This window comes from Simiduia aestuariiviva (genome assembly GCF_014192475.1).
GTDB lineage: Bacteria > Pseudomonadota > Gammaproteobacteria > Pseudomonadales > Cellvibrionaceae > Simiduia > Simiduia aestuariiviva.
This window is the reverse complement of the sequence record NZ_JACHXZ010000001.1, coordinates 445,253-472,252: the sequence shown is the minus strand read 5'-3', so window position 1 is coordinate 472,252 and position 27,000 is coordinate 445,253. Positions and strand designations below refer to the sequence as shown.

24 protein-coding genes are annotated in these 27,000 nt (G+C 54.3%); 12 read left to right on the top strand and 12 right to left on the bottom strand.

The window, feature by feature from the left end:
• The first annotated feature begins 204 nt into the window (after positions 1–204).
• From FHS30_RS02275 to purD, 5 genes are all read left to right on the top strand, one after another.
• The gene (locus FHS30_RS02275) at positions 205–1,692 is read left to right on the top strand and encodes a zinc-ribbon and DUF3426 domain-containing protein (protein ID WP_183907883.1); all 1,488 of its coding nucleotides are present in this window, start codon (positions 205–207) and stop codon (positions 1,690–1,692) included.
• Between the two features lie 175 nt (positions 1,693–1,867).
• Positions 1,868–2,857 carry a tRNA dihydrouridine synthase DusB gene (gene dusB, locus FHS30_RS02270; protein WP_183909216.1) on the top strand — a complete coding sequence of 330 codons (990 nt, stop codon included), beginning with the start codon at positions 1,868–1,870 and terminating at the stop codon, positions 2,855–2,857.
• 17 nt (positions 2,858–2,874) lie between these two features.
• Positions 2,875–3,159 (top strand): DNA-binding transcriptional regulator Fis, encoded by a 285-nt coding sequence (gene fis, locus FHS30_RS02265; RefSeq protein WP_042455827.1) that lies wholly within the window; start codon positions 2,875–2,877, stop codon positions 3,157–3,159.
• Positions 3,160–3,236: 77 nt separating this feature from the next.
• Positions 3,237–4,820, top strand: coding sequence for a bifunctional phosphoribosylaminoimidazolecarboxamide formyltransferase/IMP cyclohydrolase (gene purH / locus FHS30_RS02260; protein ID WP_183907881.1), 1,584 nt, complete (start codon positions 3,237–3,239; stop codon positions 4,818–4,820).
• A gap of 170 nt (positions 4,821–4,990) precedes the next feature.
• Positions 4,991–6,280 carry a phosphoribosylamine--glycine ligase gene (gene purD / locus FHS30_RS02255; protein ID WP_183907879.1) on the top strand — a complete coding sequence of 430 codons (1,290 nt, stop codon included), beginning with the start codon at positions 4,991–4,993 and terminating at the stop codon, positions 6,278–6,280.
• Between the two features lie 67 nt (positions 6,281–6,347).
• On the opposite strand, the gene FHS30_RS02250 is transcribed toward purD, so the two are convergent.
• Complete coding sequence (locus tag FHS30_RS02250; RefSeq protein WP_343048898.1) at positions 6,348–7,856, bottom strand: AAA family ATPase; 1,509 nt, start codon at positions 7,854–7,856, stop codon at positions 6,348–6,350.
• Positions 7,857–7,997: 141 nt separating this feature from the next.
• Here FHS30_RS02250 and coq7 point away from each other — a divergent pair, with 141 nt between their 5' ends.
• Together coq7 and FHS30_RS02240 are read left to right on the top strand one after the other, a co-directional pair.
• Positions 7,998–8,636, top strand: coding sequence for a 2-polyprenyl-3-methyl-6-methoxy-1,4-benzoquinone monooxygenase (gene coq7, locus FHS30_RS02245; RefSeq protein WP_183907875.1), 639 nt, complete (start codon positions 7,998–8,000; stop codon positions 8,634–8,636).
• Position 8,637: 1 nt separating this feature from the next.
• A complete protein-coding gene (locus FHS30_RS02240) occupies positions 8,638–9,111 on the top strand; it encodes a GAF domain-containing protein (RefSeq protein ID WP_183907874.1) in 474 nt (157 codons plus the stop codon).
• A gap of 6 nt (positions 9,112–9,117) precedes the next feature.
• On the opposite strand, the gene FHS30_RS02235 is transcribed toward FHS30_RS02240, so the two are convergent.
• The gene (locus tag FHS30_RS02235; RefSeq protein WP_183907872.1) at positions 9,118–9,543 is read right to left on the bottom strand and encodes an OsmC family protein; all 426 of its coding nucleotides are present in this window, start codon (positions 9,541–9,543) and stop codon (positions 9,118–9,120) included.
• A 298-nt stretch (positions 9,544–9,841) separates the two neighbouring features.
• On the opposite strand from FHS30_RS02235, the gene crp reads away from it, so the two are divergent.
• On the top strand, positions 9,842–10,480 hold the full coding sequence (crp, locus tag FHS30_RS02230; RefSeq protein WP_183907870.1) for a cAMP-activated global transcriptional regulator CRP: 639 nt from the start codon (positions 9,842–9,844) through the stop codon (positions 10,478–10,480).
• Positions 10,481–10,484: 4 nt separating this feature from the next.
• A complete protein-coding gene (locus FHS30_RS02225) occupies positions 10,485–11,141 on the top strand; it encodes an MliC family protein (RefSeq protein WP_183907869.1) in 657 nt (218 codons plus the stop codon).
• Here FHS30_RS02225 and FHS30_RS02220 read toward each other — a convergent pair.
• Entirely contained in the window at positions 11,138–12,412 is a 1,275-nt protein-coding gene (locus tag FHS30_RS02220; RefSeq protein ID WP_183907867.1) for a response regulator, read from the bottom strand. The genes FHS30_RS02225 and FHS30_RS02220 overlap by 4 nt on opposite strands.
• Before the next feature lie 621 nt (positions 12,413–13,033).
• On the opposite strand from FHS30_RS02220, the gene FHS30_RS02215 reads away from it, so the two are divergent.
• Together FHS30_RS02215 and FHS30_RS02210 are read left to right on the top strand one after the other, a co-directional pair.
• Positions 13,034–13,633, top strand: a complete 600-nt coding sequence (locus FHS30_RS02215) for a response regulator (RefSeq protein ID WP_183907865.1) — start codon at positions 13,034–13,036, stop codon at positions 13,631–13,633.
• The gene (locus FHS30_RS02210) at positions 13,630–13,914 is read left to right on the top strand and encodes a hypothetical protein (RefSeq protein ID WP_183907863.1); all 285 of its coding nucleotides are present in this window, start codon (positions 13,630–13,632) and stop codon (positions 13,912–13,914) included. The genes FHS30_RS02215 and FHS30_RS02210 overlap by 4 nt, the downstream gene beginning before the upstream one ends.
• A gap of 41 nt (positions 13,915–13,955) precedes the next feature.
• Here FHS30_RS02210 and FHS30_RS02205 read toward each other — a convergent pair whose 3' ends face one another.
• Genes FHS30_RS02205 through FHS30_RS02195 form a run of 3 tightly spaced genes read right to left on the bottom strand, consistent with a single transcriptional unit; the run spans position 13,956 to position 18,687 of the window.
• Complete coding sequence (locus FHS30_RS02205) at positions 13,956–15,467, bottom strand: SpoVR family protein (RefSeq protein WP_183907861.1); 1,512 nt, start codon at positions 15,465–15,467, stop codon at positions 13,956–13,958.
• Positions 15,457–16,740 carry a YeaH/YhbH family protein gene (locus FHS30_RS02200; RefSeq protein ID WP_183907858.1) on the bottom strand — a complete coding sequence of 428 codons (1,284 nt, stop codon included), beginning with the start codon at positions 16,738–16,740 and terminating at the stop codon, positions 15,457–15,459. The genes FHS30_RS02205 and FHS30_RS02200 overlap by 11 nt, the downstream gene beginning before the upstream one ends.
• Before the next feature lie 24 nt (positions 16,741–16,764).
• The gene (locus FHS30_RS02195; protein ID WP_183907856.1) at positions 16,765–18,687 is read right to left on the bottom strand and encodes a PrkA family serine protein kinase; all 1,923 of its coding nucleotides are present in this window, start codon (positions 18,685–18,687) and stop codon (positions 16,765–16,767) included.
• Positions 18,688–19,019: 332 nt separating this feature from the next.
• Between FHS30_RS02195 and galE the strand changes: the two genes are divergently transcribed.
• A complete protein-coding gene (gene galE, locus FHS30_RS02190; protein ID WP_183907855.1) occupies positions 19,020–20,030 on the top strand; it encodes a UDP-glucose 4-epimerase GalE in 1,011 nt (336 codons plus the stop codon).
• Here the strand turns inward: galE and FHS30_RS02185 are convergent, their stop codons facing one another.
• From FHS30_RS02185 to FHS30_RS02160, 6 genes are read right to left on the bottom strand one after another with little or no spacing between them, the layout of a single operon-like run.
• Positions 20,031–20,843, bottom strand: coding sequence for a symmetrical bis(5'-nucleosyl)-tetraphosphatase (locus FHS30_RS02185; protein ID WP_183907853.1), 813 nt, complete (start codon positions 20,841–20,843; stop codon positions 20,031–20,033).
• Entirely contained in the window at positions 20,843–21,217 is a 375-nt protein-coding gene (gene apaG / locus FHS30_RS02180; protein WP_183907851.1) for a Co2+/Mg2+ efflux protein ApaG, read from the bottom strand. Before apaG ends, FHS30_RS02185 begins: the two co-directional genes overlap by 1 nt.
• Positions 21,217–22,023 (bottom strand): 16S rRNA (adenine(1518)-N(6)/adenine(1519)-N(6))-dimethyltransferase RsmA, encoded by an 807-nt coding sequence (gene rsmA, locus FHS30_RS02175; protein ID WP_183907849.1) that lies wholly within the window; start codon positions 22,021–22,023, stop codon positions 21,217–21,219. Before rsmA ends, apaG begins: the two co-directional genes overlap by 1 nt.
• Before the next feature lie 9 nt (positions 22,024–22,032).
• On the bottom strand, positions 22,033–23,016 hold the full coding sequence (pdxA, locus tag FHS30_RS02170) for a 4-hydroxythreonine-4-phosphate dehydrogenase PdxA (protein WP_183907847.1): 984 nt from the start codon (positions 23,014–23,016) through the stop codon (positions 22,033–22,035).
• 1 nt (position 23,017) lies between these two features.
• Positions 23,018–24,307 carry a peptidylprolyl isomerase gene (locus FHS30_RS02165; protein ID WP_183907845.1) on the bottom strand — a complete coding sequence of 430 codons (1,290 nt, stop codon included), beginning with the start codon at positions 24,305–24,307 and terminating at the stop codon, positions 23,018–23,020.
• A gap of 10 nt (positions 24,308–24,317) precedes the next feature.
• A complete protein-coding gene (locus FHS30_RS02160; protein WP_183907843.1) occupies positions 24,318–26,789 on the bottom strand; it encodes an LPS assembly protein LptD in 2,472 nt (823 codons plus the stop codon).
• Positions 26,790–27,000: the final 211 nt, after the last annotated feature.

Here is a 27,000-nt window from a genome sequence, read left to right as displayed (position 1 = left end):
ACTGGGCGCCGCGATTGGCGCCCATGGCGCGATTTACCTTATTCCCGACAAAGACTAAACTCTGCACGCACCCAGCCTGTTACGCCAACGCGTAATAAGGAATGCGCTGCGCCACCTCGGCGCGGGTCGTCGATTCCAGCGCTGTGCGAGAAACCGTAACTGCCTGCTAATACAGGCCAAGAAGCCGTAAGGATTACGCTGCTCATGACCCAATTTGTGACCCGCTGCCCCAAGTGCAGCACGTCATTTCGCATCACTCAGGCGCAAATGGACCGCGCCAAGGGTGCCGTACGCTGTGGCTCCTGCCTGCAAATTTTTCGCGCCGCCGACCACTTGGTGAATGCACCGGCGAAACCGGGCGCTAGCAGCGCGGCCAAGCCTGCAGCCCAGCCCACGGCCAAAGCGGCCGCCAAGGCGACCGCACCAAAACCCGCAGCAGCCGCAAAATCCACCGCAAAGGCAAAAGCCGCGCCCAAGCCCGCCGCCCAGAGCGTTAAGCCCAGCACGCCTAAGCCGGCACAAGCGGCGGCGCCAGCCAACCAGCCTAAAAAAGAGGGCGGCCAAGGCCTCAAATTCAATCAGCAGGCCATCGACGAAGAAGCGGATTGGGATGACGACCAACTCATTCACGACGACCTGTTCGACGAAGAGGAAAAAGATCGCACCGGCGAGCTGTCTGACAGTTTTTTTGACATCTACGAGCCGCGCAAAGCTAGCCAGCCCGAAAAATCCATTTTCGATCGTGAAATCAAACCCATACACGACGATGACGAGGACACCGAGCGCCCAGACGAATCTTGGGCCCTGAGCATCCTCGAAGAAGTGGAAGACGAAACCCGCGAAGAGGCCAAAAAAGCGCCCGCCGCAGCCGATAAAGAGCAGTACTCGCGCGCGACCACCGGCACTTTCACCGCGCTGTCCGATGCCGATCTGGAAGCGGCCATCGGCGACAACTTCAATATTACCGGCGAACAACCGGCGTACGATGAAGAGGGCTTTGATAGTGCGCCCTACGATCACGAGCCAGAGCCAGAGTCCAAGAAGGGCCCGGTATTTAAACTGGCCGAGGGCGACGAGCGGCAGGAGCCTTTATTCACCGAAATGGAAGAGGTGGACGATGAGCCTGGCATGCGCGCCTACGACCCCGAGCGACGCGCCGCACTGCGTGCCATCGAACCCGAACCGCTGGAGTTTGGCTTTCAGGTCGAAAAGTCTGATTTGCCTAAGCGCTTGATGTGGGGCGGCTTGACCGCGTGCGCATTGCTGGCGTTTATCGTGCAGCTGGCCATGATCAACATCGACCAATGGGGCCGCGCCCAAGCCACGCGCGCCTACTACCAACAACTGTGCCCTCTGCTTGGCTGCAACCTGCCCAGCCTGTCAGACCCAAGCCAAGTACAGGCCTCCAACCTGGTGGTGCGCAGCCACCCGCGCATGGCCGACGCGCTCCAGATAGACGCCGTGCTGCTCAATAAGGCCCGCTTCGATCAGCCCTTCCCGCTGCTGGAAATTCAATTCTCAGACCTGCAGGGCAAATTGGTTGCCGCGCGAAAATTCACACCCAAGGAGTATCTGGGTGGCGAACTGGCGGGCCAAACCCAGATGCCGAGCAATCAACCTGTGCACATCGCCCTGGAAATCCTCGATCCGGGTCCCGAGGCGGTAAATTACACAGCCCGCATCGCACACTAGCTAATCTGGGGCCGGCCAAGCATATTTGGCTGGCAAAAACCAGATTAAAATTTCACCATTTTGTGTATTTTCTGCTTTTATCCGCGCCCTCGGTGCGGGTATCATAGCTGCCCTTTTCGCGCGGCCCCACAGGGCTGTGTTGTCGTCTAAATCATTGCCAGAACAGGGTGTTCACGTGTTCAACATCGGCCCTCACATCATCGATAGCCACGCGGTGCTTGCACCCATGGCCGGTGTGACGGACCTACCGTTTCGAAAATTGTGCCTGCGCTTTGGCGCCGGCCTTGCAGCATCCGAAATGGTCACCAGTGACGTGCGCTTGTGGAATAGCCGCAAGTCCAGCCTGCGTTTGGCCCATGACGACGAGGCCAGTCCTCGCGCCGTGCAAATTGCCGGCGGCGATCCAGAGATGATGGTGCAAGCGGCGCAGCTCAACGTGGCCAATGGCGCTGAAATCATCGACATCAACATGGGTTGCCCCGCAAAAAAGGTGTGTAAAAAGGCGGCGGGTTCTGCGCTGCTTGCCAATGAAACACTGGTGGCAGAAATATTGTCGTCAGTGGTGGCCGCAGTAGAAGTACCCGTGACATTAAAAATTCGCACGGGCACGGCTACCGACTGTCGCAACGGCGTGCGTATTGCGCGCATGGCGGAGCAGGCGGGCATTCAGGCGCTGGCAGTACACGGGCGCACTCGCGCGTGTGCCTTCCGGGGCAACGCGGAGTACGACACCATTGCCGAAATTGTGCAGGCGGTGTCGATACCGGTACTGGCCAACGGCGATATCGATAGCGCCGAGCGCGCCCAAGCAGTACTGGATTACACGGGCGCGCAGGCCGTAATGATCGGGCGTGCAGCACAGGGGCGACCCTGGATTTTTCAGGAAATTAATCATTTCCTACGCACGGGAAAATCACTGCCCGCACCCACACTGGGGCATATCGAGCAATTGCTGTGTGAACACATAGCCGCACTGCAGGCATTTTACGGTGAGGTTATGGGGCCGCGCATTGCTCGTAAACACGTGGGTTGGTATTTAAAAACGCTACCGGGTGCGGAAGCGTTTAGAAAAACGTTTAACAAACTTGAGTGTGCAAAACAGCAACATGCCAGCATCCAAAATTATTTTGAGATGCTGAGATTGAATGAGGATAAAGCAGCATGAATACACTGGAACCTTTTATGGCAGAGGCACCCGCCAAAGAAACTGTAGTCGACAATTTCTCCGGTATCAGTGCTAACCAATCGCTGCGCGATTGTGTAGACCAAGCCATGGAAAATTATTTCCGCAATTTAGATGGCCAGCCCGTTACCAATGTGTACGACATGGTAATGGCTGAAGTGGAAGCGCCCATGTTGGAAGTGGTATTGAAATACACCCGCCACAACCAAACAAAAGCCGCGCAGGTGTTGGGCCTGAACCGCGGTACGCTGCGCAAAAAGCTGAAGCAGTACGGTTTGCTGTAAGGCTCACACGGTTTCAAATTAAAAGGGGTGTTTCACCCCTTTCGTTTTTCCGCCCCACAGACGTTAGGACACCCTTTATGAGCTCTGATTTAGTTCAGGTAAAACGTGCGCTCATCAGCGTTTCAGATAAAACCGGTATCGTCGAATTTGCCCAAGCGCTACACGCGCACAAGGTAGAAATTCTTTCTACCGGCGGCACTTTTAAACTGCTCAAAGACAGTGGCATCCCCGCCATCGAAGTTTCCGATTACACCGGCTTCCCAGAAATGATGGATGGCCGTGTAAAAACCCTGCACCCGAAAGTGCACGGCGGCATTTTAGGTCGCCGTGGTACCGATGAAGCCGTCATGGCCGAGCACGGTATCAATGCCATCGACATGGTGGTGGTAAACCTCTACCCCTTCGAACAAACCGTTGCCAAAGCCGATTGCAGCCTGGCCGACGCTGTTGAGAATATCGACATTGGCGGCCCCACCATGGTGCGCGCTGCCGCCAAAAATCACGCCCATGTGAACATTGTGGTGAACGCCTCTGACTACGCGAACATCCTCGCAGAAATGCAGGCCAACAATGGCGCTACCTGCCTAAAAACCCGCTTCGACCTGGCCATTAAGGCCTACGAGCACACAGCGGCCTACGACGGCGCCATCGCCAATTATTTTGGCCGCAAGGTAGCCGGTGGTAGCGAACACTTTGCACGCACCTTTAACACCCAATTTAATAAAGTGCAGGAATTGCGCTACGGTGAAAACAGCCACCAAAAAAGCGCCTTTTACACAGAAAAAAATCCTGCGGCTGGCACCATCGCTACGGCGACGCAATTGCAGGGCAAGGAATTGTCCTACAACAACATTGCCGACACCGATGCCGCGCTGGAAACCGTCAAGTTGTTTGACGCGCCCACGTGTGTGATCGTTAAACACGCCAACCCCTGCGGCGTGGCCAGTGGCGACAACTTGCTGGCAGCCTATGAGCGCGCCTTTGCCACCGATCCAGAATCTGCCTTTGGCGGCATCATTGCGTTTAACCGCGAACTGGACGCCGCCACCGCTAGCGCCATTGTTGAAAAACAATTTGTGGAAGTGATCATTGCGCCGAGCATCGCTGCCGACGCGGTTGCTGCGGTTAGCAGCAAGAAGAATGTACGCCTACTGGCGTGCGGCGCGTGGGATTCACAGAGCGCGACGGGCCTGGCCGCACTGGACTTTAAGCGCGTCTCCGGCGGCCTCTTGGTACAAGACCGCGACCGCGACACCATTACCGCCGCCGATCTAAAAGTGGTAACTAAAAAAGTGCCAACCGAAGATCAAATGCGCGACCTACTGTTTACTTGGAAAGTCACCATGATGGTGAAATCTAACGCCATTGTTTACGGCAAAGACAACGCCACCGTCGGCGTGGGCGCAGGCCAAATGAGCCGCGTCAATTCCGCGCGCATCGCCGGCATTAAAGCGGAGCATGCGGGCTTAGCCGTACCCGGCAGCGTGATGGCCTCCGACGCTTTCTTCCCCTTCCGCGATGGCATCGACAATGCGGCGGCGGCGGGCATTGCCGCGGTGATTCAACCCGGCGGCTCCATGCGCGATGAGGAAGTTATTGCGGCGGCGGATGAACATGGTTTGGCGATGGTGTTTACCAGCACTCGACACTTCCGCCACTAAAACGTTTTGACTCGCAGCTTTGCGACGGGAGCGTCGTCGGCGCTGTGCTCGGTCGGTCATGTACTCTATGTACACTCCCTCCCTGTGCGCAGTGCCTCCTAGCCCCCACCGCAAATCTGCAGCGCCAAAATCGTTTTAGCAGTTTTCCCTTTAACCTACGGGATTAGAAAATGAATATTTTGATTATTGGTTCGGGTGGGCGCGAGCACGCGTTGGCGTGGAAAGCGGCGCAGAATCCTGACGTACAAAAGGTATTTGTGGCGCCTGGCAATGCCGGCACAGAGCTGGAAGCCAAACTTGAAAACGTCGCTATCGAGGTGATGGAGTTTGAGAAACTGGCCACCTTTGCCAAGGCCAATGATGTGCAGCTCACCATCGTCGGGCCCGAGGCTCCGCTGGTTGAAGGCGTGGTGGATTTTTTCAGTGCGCGCGGTATGCGCTGCTTCGGCCCGAGCAAAGGTGCGGCGCAACTCGAAGGCTCGAAAGCTTTTACCAAAGATTTCTTAGCGCGCCACAAGATTCCCACCGCCGAGTACCAGAATTTTACTGAGGTAGAGCCCGCTCTGGCGTATTTGCGCAAGCAGGGTGCTCCCATCGTAGTGAAGGCTGACGGCTTAGCCGCGGGCAAAGGCGTGATCGTGGCTGAGACCTTAGCGCAGGCCGAAGACGCCGTGCGCGACATGCTGTCTGGCAATGCCTTTGGCGATGCCGGTTGTCGCGTGGTCATTGAAGAATTTCTCACTGGCGAAGAGGCCAGCTTCATCGTGTTGGTGGACGGTAAAAATGTTTTGCCCATGGCCACCAGCCAAGATCACAAGCGCGTGGGCGACGGCGACACCGGCCCCAATACCGGCGGCATGGGTGCCTACTCTCCCGCGCCCGTGGTGACGCCCGAAGTGCACCAACGCGTGATGGACCAAGTGATCATGCCCACCGTGAGTGGCATGGCTGCAGAAGGCAACGACTACACCGGCTTTTTGTATGCCGGTTTAATGATCGATGCTGAGGGCAACCCCAAGGTCATTGAATACAATTGCCGCTTTGGCGACCCAGAAACGCAACCCATTATGCTGCGCCTTCAATCGGATTTGGTGGCGCTGTGCAACGCCGCTCTCGACGGCACACTCGATCAGCAAGAAACCCAATGGGATTCACGCGCCGCCATTGGCATCGTTTTGGCAGCCGGCGGCTACCCAGCGAGCTACAACAAAGGCGATGAAATCAGCGGCTTGCCCGAATCTGAAACTGAAGGCGAAAAGATTTTTCACGCGGGGACGCAATTGGTGCAGGGCCGCGTGCTCACCAACGGTGGGCGCGTACTCTGCGCAACGGCACTGGGCGACACCGTGAGCGCCGCCCAAGCGCGCGCCTATGCACTGGCGAAAGGTGTTAGCTGGAGCGGCAGTTTTTGTCGATCAGACATCGGCTACCGCGCCATTGCCCGCGAGCAAAACAGCTAGCAAGCCTCTCACAAAAAAGCCGCGCACTGCGCGGCTTTTTTGTGCCCACGATTAATCTGGGCTGCCGTTAATCCGCCAGTACGCAGCGCTCCTGCGCCCACAGACGCAACTGCGCAACCTGCTCGGCCATGACCACCGACAGCGGATTGGTATTGGCCAGCTCCTGCAAAATTTGCTGCACCCCGCACTCTTCACCTTGCGCGCGCGCTGAATAGATGGCCGAGACGATGGCCTGCTCTATTTCCGCACCTGAAAAGCCCTCGGCGGCCGCTGCCAATATGGGCAATTGAATAGTCAATCGCTCCAAGCCACGGCGCTTCAAGTGGATCGAAAAAATGGCTTCGCGCACGTCGCTTTTCGGGAGGTCCACAAAAAATATTTCATCCACGCGGCCCTTGCGCATCAATTCCGGCGGCAGTGACGAAATGTCGTTGGCGGTGGCCACCACAAACACCGGCGTCTTGCGCTCGGCCTGCCACGTGAGTAGCGAACCCAGCAAACGCTTGCTGGTGCCGCTGTCGCTGCCGTCGGTGGACAAGCCCTTTTCCACTTCGTCCATCCACAGCACACAGGGCGCCATGCGATCGGCGAGCGCCAATGCCTCGCGCAAATTGCGCTCCGACTCGCCGTGGTATTTGTTATAGAGCGCGCCAAAGTCCATGCGCAGTAACGGCAAGCCCCACAGGCCCGCCACCGCTTTGGCCGCCAAACTTTTCCCGCTGCCCTGCACACCTAACAGCATCAAGCCTTTGGGTTTATCACTTAAATCGCTATCGACAAACGCGTTTTGTCGACTGGCCAACCACTGCTTCAATTTTTCCAAACCGCCTACATCGGCGAAGGATGCGGTATCAAACTCAAAAGACACCACGCCGTCGAGATTGAGCAGCTCAAACTTGGCCTTGTTGATCGCGGGCAAATCCGATTCGGTAATGGCGCCGTCGTCGACGATAGCCGAGCGCACCAGGGTCCGCACATCGGCAAAGCTGAGCCCCCTTAAGTTGCTCACCATGCGCGCCACCGTGGCCTGATCCGCGCGCACCCGTTGACCGCGGGCAGACCACGCCTTGGCCTCTTCGCGCACGATGGTCATGATTTCTTCATCTGACGGTGCCGACAAACTAAAGCGCGCCGCCAAGCGCGATAGCTCTTTAGGTAACCGGAACGCATGACTCACCAACACCAGCGTGTGGCCATTTTGCGTGTGGCCCAGGGCGATATCTTTTAATAGCCGCACCGTTTTTGGGTTGCCCTCCAAGTAGGGGTGAAAATCGCACAACACCACCACTGCCGGTTTTTCGACATTCTTGAGATGGCGTAGGACCTCCTCGGGTTCTTGGTTGGGCATGGGCTCCCCTTGCAGCGACAACTCGCCACCAAACCCTTGCCGCACCAACCCATCGGTAATGGTCCAGCGGTAGATCGGGCGACTGCGCAGGCGTCCGCGCTCGCTCATACTGGCCTCGTTCACCGCACGCTGCACCATTTCGAGGGCGCGTACTTCATCAAAGGTTTCCAACACCAGCAGCGGCGTTTTTGAATTTAACAGCAACCCCAGGTCGCGAATATCTGTCACCCCGAACTCCTTTTGTGAGGATTCATTTATGCCATAGTAGCCGGAAGCCCCCCGGCCGTGGCCCATGTTACCGTTATCCGACGGGAAAAAAATCACCAAACCCCGTAAACTAGCCCAATCAAATTTGCGGTGGAATACTCAATGCGACAGCTCAGTTTTCTCGACCAGTGCCTCATCGAGGCGGACAAAGCCCTGCGCACCCTGGCCCCCGGCCCCTTGTCGCCCAATCGCCCGTCGCCCGCACAAGCTGAACCCGATGCGACCCTAGCCCCTGAAGAGCGGCGCCACGCAGCGGGCTTGATGCGCGTCAATCACACGGGCGAAGTCTGCGCCCAGGCGCTCTATCAAGGTCAGGCTTTGACGGCCAAACTGCCCGAAGTGCGTCAGGAAATGGCCAGCGCAGCACAGGAAGAAATCGATCACTTGGCGTGGTGCGAACAGCGCTTGCGCGAACTCGACAGCCGGCCCAGCCTACTCAACCCCTTGTGGTACGGGATGTCGTTCGCGATTGGTGCGGGCGCGGGCTTGATCAGCGATAAGGTCAGCCTGGGCTTTGTGGCCGCCACTGAAGATCAGGTGTGCAAACACCTGGACAGTCATTTGCACTCGCTGCCCGATGCCGACCGCAAGAGCCGCGCAGTGGTTGAACAGATGCGCACCGATGAAGCCAAACACGCCGAGGCCGCGCTCGCCGCCGGCGGTGCCCAATTTCCAAACCCCATCAAACAACTCATGAGTTTGTCAGCCAAGCTCATGACCAAAACCAGTTACCGGATTTAACATGAACGACTCAGAAAAAAGCGCAATCTACGCACAGCTGCTCACCAATTGCCGAGCGCTGACCGAGGGTGAAACGGATGAAATTGCGCTGATGGCGACGCTGGTGTGTGAAATCCATCAAGCCCTGCCCTACAGCCATTGGACCGGTTTTTACCGCGTCACTGAACCCCAACTACTCAAAGTAGGTCCCTATCAAGGCGGCCACGGCTGCCTGCAAATTGCCTTTGATCGCGGCGTGTGTGGCAAGGCCGCCACCGATAAAACCGTGCAGCGGGTCGACGACGTCAACAGCCTGCCCTACCACATCGCCTGCTCGAGCAGCACCCTGTCAGAGATAGTGCTGCCGGTGCTGGATCAACACGGCGCCGTGCGCGCGGTGCTCGATCTGGATTCCAACGACCCAGCCGCATTCACGGAGGTCGATGAACAGGGCCTGCAAGCGCTTTTAGCTCTGCTGGCGCCAGCGTTTCAATAGCGAGCGCTACTGGGCGGCGTCCACCACCTCATAGGAGTGGGTGAGTGCCACGCCCGCGGCTTCGAGCATTATTGAGGCGGAGCAGTATTTGGTTGCCGACAACTCCACTGCCCGCTTCACTTGCACGTCTTTTAAGCCGTTGCCGGTCACCACAAAGCGCATATGAATGCGGGTAAACGGCGACGGCACGCCCTCGGCGCGCTCGGCCTCCAGCTCCACTCGACAATCGGCTACCGGCTGGCGGGCCTTCTTTAAGATGCCAATCACATCGAATGAGGCACAACCGCCAAGCCCCAACAAAATCATTTCCATGGGGCGCACGCCCATATTGCGACCGCCGTGATCCGCTGCGCCATCCATCACAACGGCGTGTCCGCTGCCGGATTCGCCCAAAAACATAACGCCATCTACCCACTTGACCGTCGCTTGCATGAATGCCCCCTTGGTATTGCTTGGTGAAAGGCGCGCAGATTAGCACAATTCCACGTGAACCTAGATTTACACGCCATAAAGTGCGGCAGCCACTGGACGTTTGCGGAAGTTAAGGCCAACATCATACCTCTGACTGAGAGCAAACGCCGACCAGTTCACACTATGGGCGGCTTTTAAGACCGCTGGCGAACCATCGGTCACATGCTCGCTGGTACACAAACCCGATAAACGCCATAATCGGGGCCGGCCCACGAGGCCACTCACACAGCTTTTGGCAACATGCGCAAGGGGTTACATTTTGGTCGCAGTATCTCTGACACCACATATCAAAAACGTGGACAAGTTTCTGGAACATTGTCACCGCCGCCGCTATCCGGCTAAAACCACCATTATTTACGCCGGTGATAAGAGCGACTCTCTCTACTACATCGTTAAGGGTTCGGTCACGGTATTGATCGAGGACGATGATGGTCACGAAATGATTGTGGCCTACCTGAACGATGGCGATTTTTTTGGCGAAATGGGACTGTTTGAAAGCGATGGCGAATCGCGCAGCGCTTGGGTTCGCGCCAAAACGGAATGCGAAGTGGCTGAAATCAGCTACAGCAAATTCCAAGAATTAAGCGGCAACCACCCCGAGTTCCTGTTTGCACTCGGCACGCAGATGGCCAAACGCCTGCGCAACACCACCCGCAAAGTGGGCGACCTGGCATTCTTGGACGTCACCGGTCGCGTGGCGCGCACGCTGTTAGATCTGTGCAAAGAGCCCGACGCCATGACGCATCCCGATGGCATGCAGATCAAGATTACCCGCCAAGAGATTGGCCGCATCGTCGGCTGTTCCCGCGAAATGGTAGGCCGCGTACTTAAAACCCTTGAAGAGCAAGGACTGGTGTCCGTTAAGGGCAAGACCATGGTGGTTTTTGGTACCCGCTAAATCCATGAATTTTTTGCGTATTGCATGTGCACTGCTGGCGGCGTGGCTGTGGTTATCTGGTTGCACGCCACAAGCCACTGAAGTCTGGCACCAAGTCAGCGGCCAGGTTCAGCTACCCGACGAGGCAACACTGCAAGCGGATACTCAGCTTGTGGTTTTGCTAGAGGAGCGAAGCGAGGCGCATAAGGCGCCCGCACGCTTGGCAGAATTGCGACAGCAGGCGCAGTTACCTATGCATTTCTTACTGCAAAACCTGCACCTCAACCCCACGGCCTTTGCCAGCTATCAGCTGCGCGCTCACATCGAAACCCGTGGCGGCCGCTTACTTTGGCGCTCCGCACAGGCGCAGCCGCTTACACCGGAAAATGCATCCGTCACCCTGACCCTCAATGCGGTCGCACCACAAACGCCGATCACCCTATTTTTCAAATGTGACGACGAAGGACTGCGGCTGCGAATCGACGGCGAGCAGGCGACCCTATCACTGGCCGAGCACACTTATTTATTAACCCGCATTGCCAGCGCTTCGGGTACGCATTACCAATCGGAAGCAGCGGACTTTTGGACCAAAGGCGATGAGGCTGTTTTGACGCTGGTGGGCCAGCCGCAGCGACACTGCAGCGCCGAACCACTGGTGAGCCCCTGGGCCGAAGCCGCCTAATTCAGCGGGCTGGCCGATGGCAGGTTAGGCTGGATCACTGGCAGGCGAAGCGTAAAACAGCTGCCGCAGCCAGGCGTGGACTGCACTTGAATCTCCCCGCGATGCATTTGAATAATGCCATAGGACACACTCAGCCCAAGGCCAGTGCCCTCACCCACGGGTTTGGTGGTGAAAAACGGGTCAAAAATTTTGCGCTGCACATCCAGAGCCATACCCTTGCCATTGTCTTCAATACTGAGCCACACATAATCGCCCGCGTCTTCCACGCCAGACCGCACCTCAATACGGCCAAAGTCGGCCATGGATTGGCCCGCATTGACCAACAAATTAAGCAACACCTGACTGATCTGAGGGCCGATACACTGTATGGGCACTAGCTCGCCCAAATTAAGTACAACTTCACACTTATATTTGAGCTCATTGCTCACAATATTTAAGCTCGAGCGCAACAACTGATGTAAATCAACTTCCTGCCATGCCTTTTGCTCAGGATGCGCAAAGCCCTTCAGATCGCTGACAATTTGCTTAACATGTGCGACCCCTTGCCGCGACTCATCGATGATGTGACTGCAGTCCTCACGCAAATAGGGGAGATCGAGCCGCTGTTTCAGCAACCTAAGATCGCGCAGCAACTCAGAGTCTGGCAACTCTGACTCGAGCGCTTCATAACTTTCTACCAGCCGCCATAGGTCACCTAAATAGGCGTGCAGGGTATCGAGGTTGGAGTTGATATACCCTACGGGGTTGTTAATTTCGTGGGCTACCCCTGCCGCCAATTGCCCAAGGCTGACCATTTTTTCCGCCTGAATGAGCTGCGCCGTAGCCTCTTGTAATCGGGCATTCATGGCCTGCAACTCTCGGGTGCGCTCGTCGACCCGCTGTTCTAAATATTGCTCGCGGTTGTGCATCGCTAAGTGCGTGCGCACGCGCGCCAGCAATTCATCGCGGTTAAAAGGCGTAGAGACATAGTCGGCGGCGCCCAGATGAAAGGCGCGACTAATGGTTTCCGGATCGTTATCGGCACTGAGCACGATAACCGTTGGGGTGCGAGTCAGACTTAGCGTAGGCAGCTCTTCAAGCACTTCAAAGCCAGATTTTTCTGGCATATTCAAATCCAGCAACACCAAGTCGACGGCGTATTTGGTCAACTGCGACAAACACTCTAAGCCATTAACCGCTTCATATACCTCAGGAAATTCATCCGCCAGAATGTGGCGTACGAGCCTGCGGTTAATATCATTGTCATCCACCAACAATATCGCCTGCGACATTGGGTGCACTCCTTGCTGCCTGTTTGCTTTGCAGTTAAGCGCAGTTCACCGCCCTTCTGCAAGGGCCACTCCTTATCGACGGTATTTTGGCGTGCACAGTCGTTCAGGGCTTCTCACGCCACACCAAATGTCAGGCAAAAAAAAGCCCTCAAAGATTGAGGGCGAGGTCTTAGGGTGTTCGGTTCATCACTGCCTGTTACACCGATTGGCTGTGCCCACTGGGTCTTACCGTTCAATCTGCGGGCGTTAACGCCGGCGGTGGAAAAATCGGGAGGTTCAACACGCTACTACTGTGTTACTGCGAACCTCCCTTAAATAGAGCCCGGTTTCACCTTCTTAACAACGACTACGGCAAAACCGGATTTAACCAACTAGCTACTACTAAGGGTCATCACATTCAGCTTACTGCCAGAGACTTCTACCCGTGGACCTAAGAGGCTTTGGGCAACAACACTCTTTTGCTTGAACATGTATCCATTGTACATTTTGTATCTAACCTGTCAATCATGACATTATATCATTTCGTTATGGTAAGCGGCTACAAAACATACATTAGTCATTTAAGTCATGCGAAATATTAGCTATTCTTACTGACATGACTCCATTCGGGCAGACATTTGTATGAGCGAAATTCAGGTGCTTACAACCGGCGAAGCCGCCAAATACTGCGGCGTGAACTTTCGCACCGTAATTCGATGGATAGAGCGTGGACGCCTGAAAGCCTATAAATTGCCGGGCCGCGGGGATCACCGCATTCAAACGCAGGATTTCGTGGCCTTTCTGCGCGACAACAACATGCCAGTCCCCCCCGAGCTCGTTGGCACCAACAACCGCGTCCTCGTCATTGAAGACCAGCCCGAAATGGCCGCCGCTATTCGGCGTACGCTAAAACGTGCGGGGTATGACGTAGAGGTGGCCAAAGATGGCTTCATCGCTGGGACAATGTTGATGCGACACAACCCCGCACTGGTGACGCTGGACTTAAAGATGCCGGGTATGGATGGCTATCAAGTGCTCAATTTTATTAGAGAGCAAGAAGATCACAGCCAAGTGAAGGTGCTGGTGGTGTCCGCGGAAACGCGGGAGGGCCTGGCACGCGCCAAAACCTCCGGCGCAGACGACATCTTACCCAAGCCCTTCGACAACAGTGAACTGCTGGCCAAGGTTAGTCAGTTGATCGGCGACGGTCAGCCGGTCTCCGCTCAGGATCAGCTTGTGTGAACGACAACCGCCTGTTTTTGATTCTCTATTTTGGCTGGCTAAACCTTGCCGTAGCCGCGAGCGCCGCGTGCCTGTGGATCTGGCAGCCCCACTGGCTACCCTACAATGGTCACGGCATGGGGTTTACCTTAATCCTTCAAGGCGTGGTTGCTGCGGCAATGATTTTTGCGGTCAAGCAACGCCAAGCCGGCACGCTGCTGGGTAGCAAAGCCTTTCCAGCCACCATGGTGGCCTATGGGTTATTTCTACTGATGGCCCTGCGCTGGCTAGCTCAGGGGTAACGGGTACATCATTGAGCCTGCGCCTAGCCTTGCACTTGGCCCTAGTCTTCCCCCTCCTCCTGTGCCGGAGGACAACGAAAACTCTGCGTGACCTCATCGCCGCACACCGACTCTAAAATCACATCAAAGCCCCATAGTCGATGTACGTGTTTGAGCACTTCTTCTGTGGCGCTGCCCATGGGTTTACGGTTGTGTTGGAAGTGACGCAATGTGAGCGAGCGATCACCACGCACATCCACATTAAACACCTGAATATTGGGCTCCCTATTGCCGAGGTTGTAGTTCCCGGCCAATGCTTCGCGCACAGCCATATAACCTTGCTCATCGTGGATCGCGTCTACGACTATCTCCCGGTCGATGTCATCATCAACAATCGAAAATAATTTCAAATCGCGAATTAGCTTGGGCGACAAGTACTGCAATATAAAGCTTTCGTCTTTAAAATTGCGCATCGCAAAATCCAGCGTCTCTAGCCACGGCTTATCCACGAGATCTGGAAACCACTTGCGATCTTCTTCGGTTGGATTCTCACAGATGCGGCGGATATCCACCATCATATTAAAACCCAAGGTATACGGATTAATACCCGAATAGTAGGGGCTATCAAAGGGCGGCTGGAAAATCACGCTCGTATGACTTTGCAAAAACTCCATCATAAAGCCGTCGGTAACTTGGCCTCGGTCATACAAAGTATTTAATAACGTGTAATGCCAGAAGGTCGCCCAACCTTCATTCATAACCTGGGTTTGCCGCTGCGGATAAAAATATTGGCCCATCTTTCTAACAATCCGCACTAATTCGCGCTGCCACGGCTCCAATAGTGGTGCGTGCTTTTCAATAAAATACAGGATATTTTCCTGTGGCTCCTCAGGAAATCGCTGCAAATTGACAGCCGACTTTTCTGATTCAACCACGGGAATTGTGCGCCACAGGTCATTGACTTGCTGTTGCAGATGGCGCGCCCTCTCCTCCTGACGCTGAATCTCTTCGACGGCCGATATGGGGTAGGGTCGCTTGTAGCGGTCAACGCCGTGATTCATTAAGGCGTGACAGGAATCCAGGATACGTTCGACATCATCGATGCCGTGGCGCGACTCACATTCTGCTATGTAATTTTTGGCAAACACCAAATAATCAATGATTGAGTCAGCATCCGTCCACGTCCGAAATAGGTAATTCCCCTTAAAGAAAGAATTGTGTCCATAGCACGCATGGGCGATCACCAATGCTTGCATGGTCATGGTGTTCTCTTCCATGAGATAGGCGATACAGGGGTTGGAGTTAATCACGATTTCGTAAGCCAACCCCATTTGTCCACGCTTGTACGAATTTTCAACGTTTAAAAACTGCTTGCCATAGGACCAATGGTTGTAACCGATGGGCATGCCAATTGAGGCGTAGGCATCCATCATCTGTTCCGAACTGATCACTTCAATTTGATTTGGGTAAGTATCCAAGCCAAATTCCTTCGCTATCTCCGCAATAGCGTGGTCGTACTCTTCTATGAGCTCGAAGGTCCACTCAGAACTGGTTGAGATCGGTCTATGCGTCATGGGATTTTTTCTGAAATAGTTCGCGAAATACAGGGTAGATATCTGATTTTGTTTTGATCTGCTGCATGGCAAACGCTTCGGCGTTGGTATTGGCAATTTTACTGTACTCTTCCCACAGCGCCTGATGTTGCCTAGGGGTAATTTCGATGTAGGCGAAGTACTGACTTTTTGGCAGTATTTTCTGCAGCATCAATTCACGACACACACTGGAATCATCATTCCAATTATCACCGTCGCTCGCTTGCGCGCCATAGATATTCCACTCCTCTGGTGAATACCGATCGGCAACCACTTCATCCATTAACTTGAGTGCACTGGAGACTATGGTGCCACCGGTTTCCCGGCTGTAAAAAAAATCCTGCTCATCAACCTCCTTTGCACTGGTGTGATGCCGTATGAATACGACCTCTGTTCGCTCATAGTTTCGCTGCAAAAACAAATACAGCAAAATAAAAAATCGCTTCGCCATATCTTTTGTTTCTTGCGTCATCGACCCAGACACATCCATCAAGCAAAACATTACCGCTTTTGATTTCGGGATAGGATGCTTTACCAGCAGGTTATATTTGAGATCAAAATCATCTAGCCATGGCACTTTTTTCAAGCGTGATTGCAAGCTAGCGATTTCTTCTTCAAGCGCACTGATGGCGTCATGATCCCTAAGTGCTTCATCCGCTGCCATAAGCTCTGCCAACAGTGCTTCGCACTCGCGAATGCGCCGTCGCTTCTGGCCGCCCAGCGCAATGCGACGGGCATTGGCGGCGCGCAGGCTTCTAACGATATTGACACGGCCAGGATTGCCTTCGTTGGCCACTCCTGTACGATGAAATTTGAACTCCTCAGAACCCGACAACTGCCGCTTCACAAGGTTGGGCAGTTCCAAGTCATCAAACATGAAATCTAGAAACTCTTCCTGAGTAATTTGAAAGACGAATTCATCCATGCCTTCGCCTTGATCGCTGGCGCCCTCGCCTGAGCCACCGCCCCCAGCACCGCCTTGCGGCCTTGGAATGCGATCTCCCGCTGAAAATTCCTTATTGCCTGGGTGCACTTGTTCATTGCGCCCACCCTTGCCGTGATGGAATATCGGCTCGTTGATATCCCTAGAGGGAATGCTGATTTTTTCGCCCCGATCCACATCGGTAATTGAACGGTTATTTACTGCATCAGACACCGCTTTTTTAATGTGATCGCGATAGCGACGCAGAAAACGCTGTCGGTTAACTGTACTCTTGTTCTTTCCGTTTAGGCGGCGATCGACGACATAGCTCATCCGGTTACCTCGGTTACGCCTGAATTATTGCGACTTGCGCACCCGCAGATACCAGTCAGACAAGAGCCGGACTTGCTTCTCCGTGTAGCCCCGCTCGGTCATGCGAGCGACGAAATCCTGATGCTTTTTCTTGTCATCCGCTGACGCCTTAGCATTAAAGGAAATGACTGGCAGTAGATCCTCTGTATTTGAGAACATTTTTTTCTCAATAACTGACCTCAGCTTCTCATAGCTGTTCCACAGTGGATTCTTACCCTGATTATTTGCGCGCGCCCTCAATACAAAATTAACCACCTCATTACGGAAATCTTTTGGATTACTAATGCCCGCCGGCTTTTCAATTTTCTCCAGCTCTTCATTGAGCGATGCACGGTTTAAAATTTCGCCCGTTTCCGGATCCCGATATTCCTGGTCCTGAATCCAAAAATCGGCGTACAGTACATAGCGATCAAAAATATTTTGGCCATACTCCGTATAGGATTCCAAATACGCCGTCTGAATCTCTTTGCCAATGAACGACACATAGCGAGGCGCGAGGTATTCCTTAATGAAAGAGAGATAGCGCTCACGTATTTCTGGCTGGAACTGCTCTTGCTCGATGCGCTGCTCAAGCACATAGAGCAAATGCACTGGGTTAGCTGCCACTTCAGTCGGGTCAAAGTTAAACACCTTTGACAGGATCTTGAATGCGAAGCGCGTCGACAAGCCATTCATGCCCTCATCGACGCCCGCGCTATCGCGATACTCCTGGATGGATTTAGCCTTGGGATCGGTATCTTTTAAATTTTCGCCGTCATAGATGCGCATCTTCGAATATAGATTCGAATTCTCAGGCTCCTTCAAACGCGATAGAACGGTAAATTTTGCAAGCATACCCAAGGTGTCTGGCGCGCACGGATAGCCGTTTAACGAGCTGTTCTGCAGTAATTTTTCATAAATTCTGACTTCTTCCGACACGCGCAAGCAATAGGGCACTTTTACGATGTAAACACGATCGATAAAGGCTTCATTATTTTTGTTGTTTTTAAAGGTTTGCCATTCAGATTCGTTGGAGTGCGCGAGCACCACGCCTTCAAAAGGAATTGCCCCAAGGCCCTCGGTGGAGTTGAAGTTGCCTTCTTGCGTCGCCGTCAGTAGAGGGTGCAACACTTTAATTGGGGCCTTGAACATTTCAACAAATTCCATCAAGCCCTGGTTTGCACGGCACAAGCCCCCCGAAAAGCTATAGGCGTCGGGGTCGTTTTGCGGAAACTCCTCAAGCTTTCGAATGTCTACCTTACCCACCAGCGAGGAGATGTCTTGATTGTTTTCATCACCGGGCTCTGTTTTGGTAATGGCAATTTGATTGAGTATCGAAGGGTAAATTTTTACGACCCTAAATTGACTGATATCACCTTTATATTCTTGCAGACGTTTGGATGCCCAAGGTGACATAATGGTCTTGATATAACGCCGAGGAATACCATAGTCCTCCTCTAAAATGGCGCTATCTTCATCTGGGTTAAATAAACCGAGCGGGGATTCAAAAACCGGCGATCCTTTGATGCAATAGATGGGCTCATGCTGCATGAGCGACTTAAGCTTTTCGGCAAGTGAGGACTTACCACCACCCACCGGCCCCAACAGATAAAGAATTTGCTTGCGCTCCTCCAACCCCTGAGCCGCGTGTTTAAAGAAGGAAACAATCTGTTCAATGGCCTCTTCCATCCCATAGAAGTCGCCAAAGACGGGGTATCGTTTAATAATTTTGTTGGAAAAAATTCGGCTCAAGCGCGAGTCGCGGGAAGTGTCCACCAGTTCGGGTTCGCCGATGGCGGCCAACATGCGCTCAGCCGCGGTGGCATAGGCTCTGGGATCTTTTTTGCACAGCTCCAAGTACTCTTGGATGCTCATTTCTTCTTGCTGGATTGCCTCGTAACGGTCTTGGTAATGGCTGAAAATACTCATTACATCGCTCCTTTACCCTGAAAGCCGGAATGCTTTTAAAATGTGCGTTTTAAATTCGTTTTTAATTCCTTTAATAGTGCTGGGGTTGCTTTAACACCCAGAGAAATATTCGCCACTTTGTATTAAGCATAGTCGCTAATTTAGACATCAAGCGGCTCCATTTGTTAAATATTTTAGTGCCACGACTCAATTCACAGCAGTATTCTGCTCCGTAAATACCTGCCGTCACTACCTCAAGCATGAAGGCGCCCGAGCTCAGCGCATTGGCGTGTCGCGCAACGGGCGTTTGCGGGTACAATGGCTCATTTGTCCCGCCAAGGAAGAGCTCTAATATGTCCGTTTTGGTCACTGGTGGCGCCGGATTCATCGGCAGCCACACCCTCGTCGAATTACTGCAGGCCAAGCACGACGTGGTGGTTGTCGATAATTTGTGCAATAGCCAGCCAGAAGCAGTGGCGCGCGTCGAACGGATAACAGGTAAAAAAGTGGCGTTTTATCAAGCAGATATACGGGATCGCGCTCAACTTGAACGCATTTTTAGCGACCACCCTGTCAAGCAAGTGATCCATTTCGCCGGCTTGAAGGCCGTGGGGGAGTCATCGCAGATTCCACTCAGCTATTACCAGAATAATGTTGCGGCAACGCTGACATTACTGGAGGTTATGGCGCAGCATCAGGTCTTTGATTTGGTGTTTAGTTCCTCCGCCACCGTTTACTCTCCCAACGCAGAGGTACCGCTTACAGAGGCTTCGCCACTGGCCGCGATCAACCCCTACGGGCGCACTAAACTGATGCTGGAGCAGGTACTTACTGACCTCGCCGCTAGCGACGACCGCTGGCGCATTTGGCTGTTGCGCTACTTCAACCCTATTGGAGCCCACGCCAGTGGTCTGATCGGTGAAGATCCAAACGGCATACCCAATAACTTGCTGCCCTACGTGGCCAAAGTGGCCATTGGTCAGCTACCGGAATTACCTGTTTTCGGAGACGACTACCCCACCGTTGACGGTACCGGAGTACGTGACTATATCCACGTGGTCGATTTGGCGCGCGGGCATTTAAAAGCCATGGAAAACATGCCGCAGGGCTGCCAAGCGGTGAATTTGGGTACCGGGCGGGGCTATAGTGTATTGGAGGTAGTAGAAGCCTACCGAAATGTGAGCGGAGCCCCCATTCCTGTTGTCATCAAACCGCGCCGGGCGGGCGACTTGGCGATCTGTTACGCCAACCCCAGCCGAGCGGCAGAATGCATTCATTGGCGCGCTGAATACGACCTAGCGACCATGATCGCCGACAGCTGGCGCTGGACCCAACAAAATCCCGAGGGCTATGGTGGGAGCTAATCAGCCCTTACACTGAACCTGAAAGCGCGCCTGATCCTCCAGGCGCATGAGCGTTAGACAGCCACCCCACACACATCCGGTATCTAGTGCGAATACATCGGCTTCACTCACCTGACCTTCCAACGCCGCCCAGTGGCCAAAGATGATGCGCTCACCTCGGGTTTTGCGATTTTCCAGTGCGAACCAAGGCGCGTAACCGAGATTAACCGCGTGAGGTGCGGATTTGTTGGTCAAGTCGAGCTGGCCAGCGGGATCGCAAAAACGCATGCGCGTCAGGTAGTTAGTAATGACTCGCAAACGCTTCATGCCCCGTAGCCCCTTGCGCCAACCGGCAGGTTCGTTGCCGTACATCGCTTTTAGAAAGCGCCGGTAGTCTCCACTTTGTAGCACCTGCTCAACTTCAGCCGCGCGTTTAAGGGCTTTTTTAAGGCTCCACTGGGGCGGAATACCCGCGTGCACTAGCGCGTAGCCCAGCACCTTATCGCAATGCAAAAGCGGCTGCCGGCGCAACCACTGCACGATATCGGGCAGGTCGGGGGCCGCTAAAACGGCCTCCAGCGTATCGCTTTTAGAGGGCTTACGGACGCCCTCTGCCACCGCTAAAAAGTGCAGATCGTGATTACCTAACACTACGACCAACGCGTCACCCAAACCCCGCAAATAGCGCAACACCTCTAGCGATTGGGGCCCGCGATTGATGAGATCACCCGCGACCCACAAGCGGTCGCGCGCTGGATCAAACGAAACGTCCTTGAGCAATCGCTGCAAGGGGTCGTAACAGCCTTGAATATCTCCAACCGCATAGGTGGCCATCAGTGCAACGCGCTCGGTACCGCAAGTGCAAACAAGGGGATTGGAGCATCAAACAGGCGCCCCTCATCCGTGCGGAATTGGTAGCTGCCTTCCATGGTGCCCGTGGGCGTTTTAAGCACAGCACCCGAACTGTAGGTGAATTCACCGCCAGGCAGCAGTCTTGGTTGCTCACCAATGACGCCCTCGCCGCGCACCTCTTCCAACTGGTTTCGACCATCGAGGATTTTCCAGTGGCGCGATATCAACTTAGCCGGCTCGTGGCCTGCATTCTTTATGGTGATGGTATAGGCAAATACGTACCGGCCGGCTTTTGGGTCGGACTGGGCGGGCAAATACATGCTCTTTACTCGAATGCGAATATCGTGCTTTGCCACTAGTCGGCCCCACCGGCGCGCAGGGCTACCAACCGATTCGCGAGACCCACAAACTCTGCAACAGAGAGCGTTTCCGGCCTGCGACTGGTATCGAAATCCAACGCATCTATATCAGCCACGTCCATGAGTAATTTGAGGGTATTGCGCAAGGTTTTACGGCGCTGTGAAAATGCCGCTGTGACCAACTCCTGCAGTACTGCATGATCATCTGCAATGACTTCGGGCGCGGCGCGGGGCGTGAGGCGCACAATGGCCGAATCCACTTTCGGGGCGGGTGAAAAGCAATGGGGGGGCACATCGAACAGGTATTCGACCTTGCACCAATACTGCACCATGATCGACAGCCGGCCGTAGACCTTATTGCCAGGCTGCGCGCCCATGCGCTGTACCACTTCCTTTTGCAGCATAAAGTGCATGTCCTGCACTTGGCCCACAAAACTCAAAAGGTGAAAGATCAATGGGGTCGAGATGTTGTAGGGTAAATTCCCCACTATGCGCAGCGGTCTGCCATTTGCAAGCGCAGCAAAATCCACCTTCAAGGCATCGGCAGCAATAACTTCAAAATTGGGAAATTGCTCAAATTTAACTTTTAACCAAGGAATTAAATCGCGATCGAGCTCCACCACCTTTAGGTGTGGACAGCCCGCAAGTAGCAGCTCCGTAATAGCGCCCTTGCCCGGCCCAATTTCCACGACCTGTTCATGTTCACTCGCTGACACCGCCCGGGCGATGCGGCCAATAATTCCATCATCTATGAGAAAATTTTGGCCAAAGCGCTTGCGCGCCTTATGGTAGAAATCGGTCACTTACTTGTCCTATTTTTTGTCGGCGCGCTCGGCCATACGCGTAGCATAGTCGATTGCCGTATATAAACTGCCTGGGTTTGCCAGGCCGGTGCCAGCTAGATCTAAAGCGGTGCCGTGATCGACCGACGTGCGAATATAGGGGAGCCCCAAGGTGATATTAACAGCCTCGCCAAAGCCCTTAAACTTGAGAACGGGCAAACCCTGATCATGGTACATAGCCAACACAGCGTCGGCTCGATCTAAATACTTCGGTTGAAACAAAGTATCGGCGGGTAGCGGCCCGTCAATGAGATAACCCTGTGTTCGCCAATGCTCAAGCACGGGGCCAATAACATCCAACTCCTCGCGCCCTAAATGCCCACTTTCGCCCGCATGTGGATTTAATCCACAGACCAGCACTCTTGGATCCGCGATGCCGAATTGATGTTGTAAATCGTGCACCAGAATTGATAACACGCGGTGCAATAACTCTGGCGTTATTGCATCGGGCACAGCCCGCAGCGGTAGATGAGTGGTGGCCAAGGCTACCCGCAAGCCCTCGGTGGCGAGCATCATGACCACCGGACACCCAGCCTGCTGCGCTAGGTATTCCGTGTGCCCGGTAAAGGCAAAGCCGGCGTCGTTAATCACACTTTTTTGGACTGGCCCAGTGATCAAGCCCTGGCATTCCTTGGCCTGACACAACGCGATAGCGCGATCCAGCGTGGCAAGCACGTAGCCACCATTGGCGCTATTGAGCTGGCCGGCCGTGCTGGGTTCGCTCAGCGCAATGGGTTCCACTGTAAGATGCCCTGCCGCCAATACGGGAGCAGTCGCGGAGTCATAGCGGTGAATAACCAATGGCAAATTAAGCTGGGCAGCGCGATTGGCGAGTAGCCTAGGATCAGCTACAGCGACCCAGTGCGCAGTGCGCGCTTGCTGGGCCGCCTGAATAACAATATCGGGACCGATGCCGGCAGGCTCGCCCGGCGTAATGGCAAAGGTGGCAGTCACCTTACAGTTTCAGCTCCACATAGGCTTCGTCGCGAATTTCTTGCAGCCAAACCTGCAGCTCTTCTTCAAAGCGGCGACTGCGCAATAAATTGGCCGCTTGGTTTTTCATCATGTTGTCACTCATGTCCTGCTTGCGGCGCTCTAGCACCTGCAGAATATGCCAACCAAACTGGCTGCGGAAGGGTTGGCTAATTTCACCGGGCGCCATTTGTTGCATGGTTTCCTCGAAGGCGGGCACAAATTGACCTGGATTGGCCCACCCTAAATCACCGCCCTGAAGCGCCGAGCCCAAATCTTCTGAGTTGGCCTTGGCCAGCTCAGCGAAATCTGCGCCTTCAATAATTTGTGTGCGCAATGCCGTGAGCCGATCAAAGGCCTCGGTATCATTGATCACTTCGCTGGTTTTAATCAGAATGTGACGCGCTTTGGTTTGCTCGATCAACACTTCTCCACCACCGCGCTGTTCGTGCAGCTTGATCAAATGAAAGCCAGCACCGCTCCGAAACGGTTTGGTGACATCGCCGGTTTTCAATCCATCGACATGGTCGGCAAACAGCGTGGGCAACTGCGCCAGCTTGCGCCAACCCAAGTCACCTCCCTCCAAGGCATTCTGACCGGCCGAATTTGCAACCGCTAAGCGACGGAAGTCGGCGCCGGCTAAGGCTTCCTCACGCAGCGCATTGGCCTTGGCCTCTAGCTTCGCGATTTCTGCCTCACTGCTGCCGGACGGCACCGCCACCAGAATGTGGCCAAGGTGGTAGTCTGGCGAGGTCCAAAACTTGCCCTCTGTGGAATTGAGGAAATTATTGATTTCAGATTCTGTCACCTGAATGCGGCGATTCACACTGCCCTGCTGCACTTGGCGCACCAGCATCTCGCGACGCAGATCTTCGCGCAATTCGGCAATGCTCAAACCTTCAGCAGCCAACCCTTGAAGAAATTCCGCCTGCGACAGATTATTTGAAGCTCGGATGCGCTCGATCATTTGATCCAACTCTGTGGCCGACACATTGGCGCCGGCCCGCTTGGCCATCTGCAGCTGTATTTGCTCATTGACCAGGTGATCCAACACCTGCGCTTGGAGCACGTCCTCTGGCGGCAACTCGGTATCGGAGGCGCGCAACTTAGCGACGATGCCGCGCATCTTAGCTTTCAGCTCGCTCTCCATCACGACGCCTTCGTCCACTACCGCAACAACGCGATCCAGCGGCTCTACCTCAGCGTGCACCCAACCGGTCAGGACCGACAGAGCCAGCACAACCGTCATACATTTTTTATTCAAAGACTTCATTTGCTTACCGTTATGGTTCGTATTGTGGACGCTGATCAAACCCGACAATACCCTCTGTCAGTATTTGGTCGAGACGCTGTCCCAAGCTGCCCAGCCCCTTGAGCTGGAATTCAATAAAGATGCCGCGATCCAACTCCAGTCCCGAGGGGCCCAGTGTTCGGATATCACGACTGTCTGTCCAGCGCCGGCCTAGAATCCGCACGCGATAACAACAACTGTTGTATTCGACGCCCGCAAAGGTATCGATTTCACGCTCCAAGGAGTGATCGTAGAAGGAGCGCGCCATCAAATTCCACTGCTCTGACAACGGATAGACGAGGCCGACATCTGTTTGATTGATGCTGCGGTCAAAAAGTTCACCGGTTTCAGAGTCAATTGAATCTCCCCGACGCTTATAGCGATAACCTACGTTGGCTAAATAACCATCTGGGCTGGCGTACCTTAGGCTGGTGGAACCCTGCGTTGGGTTATTGATTTGCTCTGAATAGATGACATCTAAGCTATAGCGCCAATGATCACCAATCTGAGCAGCCACCTGACCGGCAATTGCAGACCTAGGCGCCTGCTGCGGTGTACCGGAAAGCGTAATTTCCCGATCTTTAAAATAAAATATTTGTCCCAAACTTAAACGCAGGCGTTCGACGCCCGATTCAGCCTCAACAAAGCGACTCGTTAGACCCAGCGACAATTGATCGGCGTCATCGATTCTGTCACCTCCATTAAACCGCGACACTCGAAATAATTGATCATAACTAAACGCTGTCGATGATGTATCAAATCTCACCGACCGGTTTTTTTCTGTCACTTTGTAGAGGTCGCTATGATCTTGCTTCGGGCTGTTAAAATAGAACAAGCGCGGCTCGAATGTTTGTACATATCCACGATCTAACACAATGCCTTCACGCTCAAAAAACAAACCGCCATCTAACACCGCTTGGGCGCCAGTGACACTAGGCGTTGAATTTGCCTCTGCTTTCAGCGTGTCGGCATCCAGCTGATATTGCAGGTGCTTTACCAAAATCGCCGGCCGAAAAAAGCCCCACAACGCCTCCGCTCGCCAACCTAGACGATAGTCAGCTCGCATTCTATCGCCCACAATGCGCAAATCATCGGGCGATGCTGCGTTCTTATCGTAAAACGTGTCTATGTGAGTAAAGTGCGTGTACTGATGCTGTAGTGACAGATCAAAATCATCCCACCGGTAGCTACCATTCATGTCAATTCTAGGCAATTGCCGGTAGGGCTCAGATCTGCTGGAGACACTCTGATACGCCTCAACCTTCACCCCTAATGTCCAATTTGGCAAATCGTAGCCTACACTGCCCGCTTGTCGCAGATGGGTGCGAGAACTCCCTTCAATTGATCCCGAATCCATATCGCGTAGATAATCTACGTCGCTCACTTCTGTGTAGTTAATGCGGCTATTCCACGCCTGCCCCATGCCCCCAACTTGCTGCACCCGCGCCAACCAACGGTCTTCGCCCTTATAGGGCGTTACTTCCGCCTGGCTAATTTCGCCCGCATCGGCTCGATTCTGCAGCGCTTCATTGACGCCGCCCTCATCATCGGCGAGGTAGGCACCCGCAACTTCGGTACTGAACAGCGATGACAGGTGGCGCGCCTCGGCTTCAATGCCCAGCCCCCGGTGCTGCATGTAGCGCGGGGTAACCGTCAAATCGTAGTTGGGCGCTAAATTTAAATAGATGGGTTGTGCGTATTCAAAGCCATTGCGGTTGTCGGAGGCGATGGTCGGAAACAACAACCCCGTCATCCGCTTGTCTGTAGCGGGAAATCGAAAATAAGGCGCATAGAACACGGGCACATCGAGCAACTCTAGGCGCATGTGACGCGCGCTACCCTGACCGGAGGCCGTATCTATTTCAATGTGCTCACCGCGTACCATCCAGGTATTGTCATCGGGCGAGCAGTTTGTGAAGCTGCCCTCCACGAGGGTGTAGGTGTCCTCGCCCTCGCGGTCACCCTGCCGCTTAGATAAGGTGTTCGCCGCGCCGCGCATATGCGCGTCATGCAAGACGAATTGGGTATTGTCCAACTCGGCGTGCCCCTGCGTTTCATCCAATATGAGCCGGTCGGCAAAGATCGCCACCCCGGGTTCACGCACCACCACATGGCCATCAATTTCAGCAGCCATATTGACTTGATCGTAGATAGCCTTGTCGGCGGTCATCGATCTAGAGCCCTGAATAATGGCGACGTTGCCCGACAATTCCGCCTTGGAATCCTGCAGCCAACGACTGTTATCGGCACTGGCCCGCACGGGCGCATTTTCGGGTTTGATATGAGCTTCAGAATCGGTGCGTGTGGGCGCTATATATGCCCCGTCACAGCCCACCCGGCAAGCCGCCTGCTGGGCCTCGGTGAGTTCAGCTTTGGGCACCCAGTCCAAGCGCTCTCGGCCTTGGCTGTGCGCGAGCAGACTGGAGGCAAACATGTCGCCGTCAGCACCGGCTTCGTAGGGCACAGTTTGTGCCCACAGTGGGAGTGGGGCCAGCAACGCCGCACAAAGCCCATGGCGAATCGCCGCACTTATCGGATGTGGTGAAGATGGAAACGTCAAGATTTAGCCTTTCTCGATATACTGCCTCGGTCGCCCCAACACCCGGTTGGCGCGACAAACCAAGCGACGGATTCTACTGCAAAGGTAGGGGCAAAGGGAAAGAAAAGCCGTACCT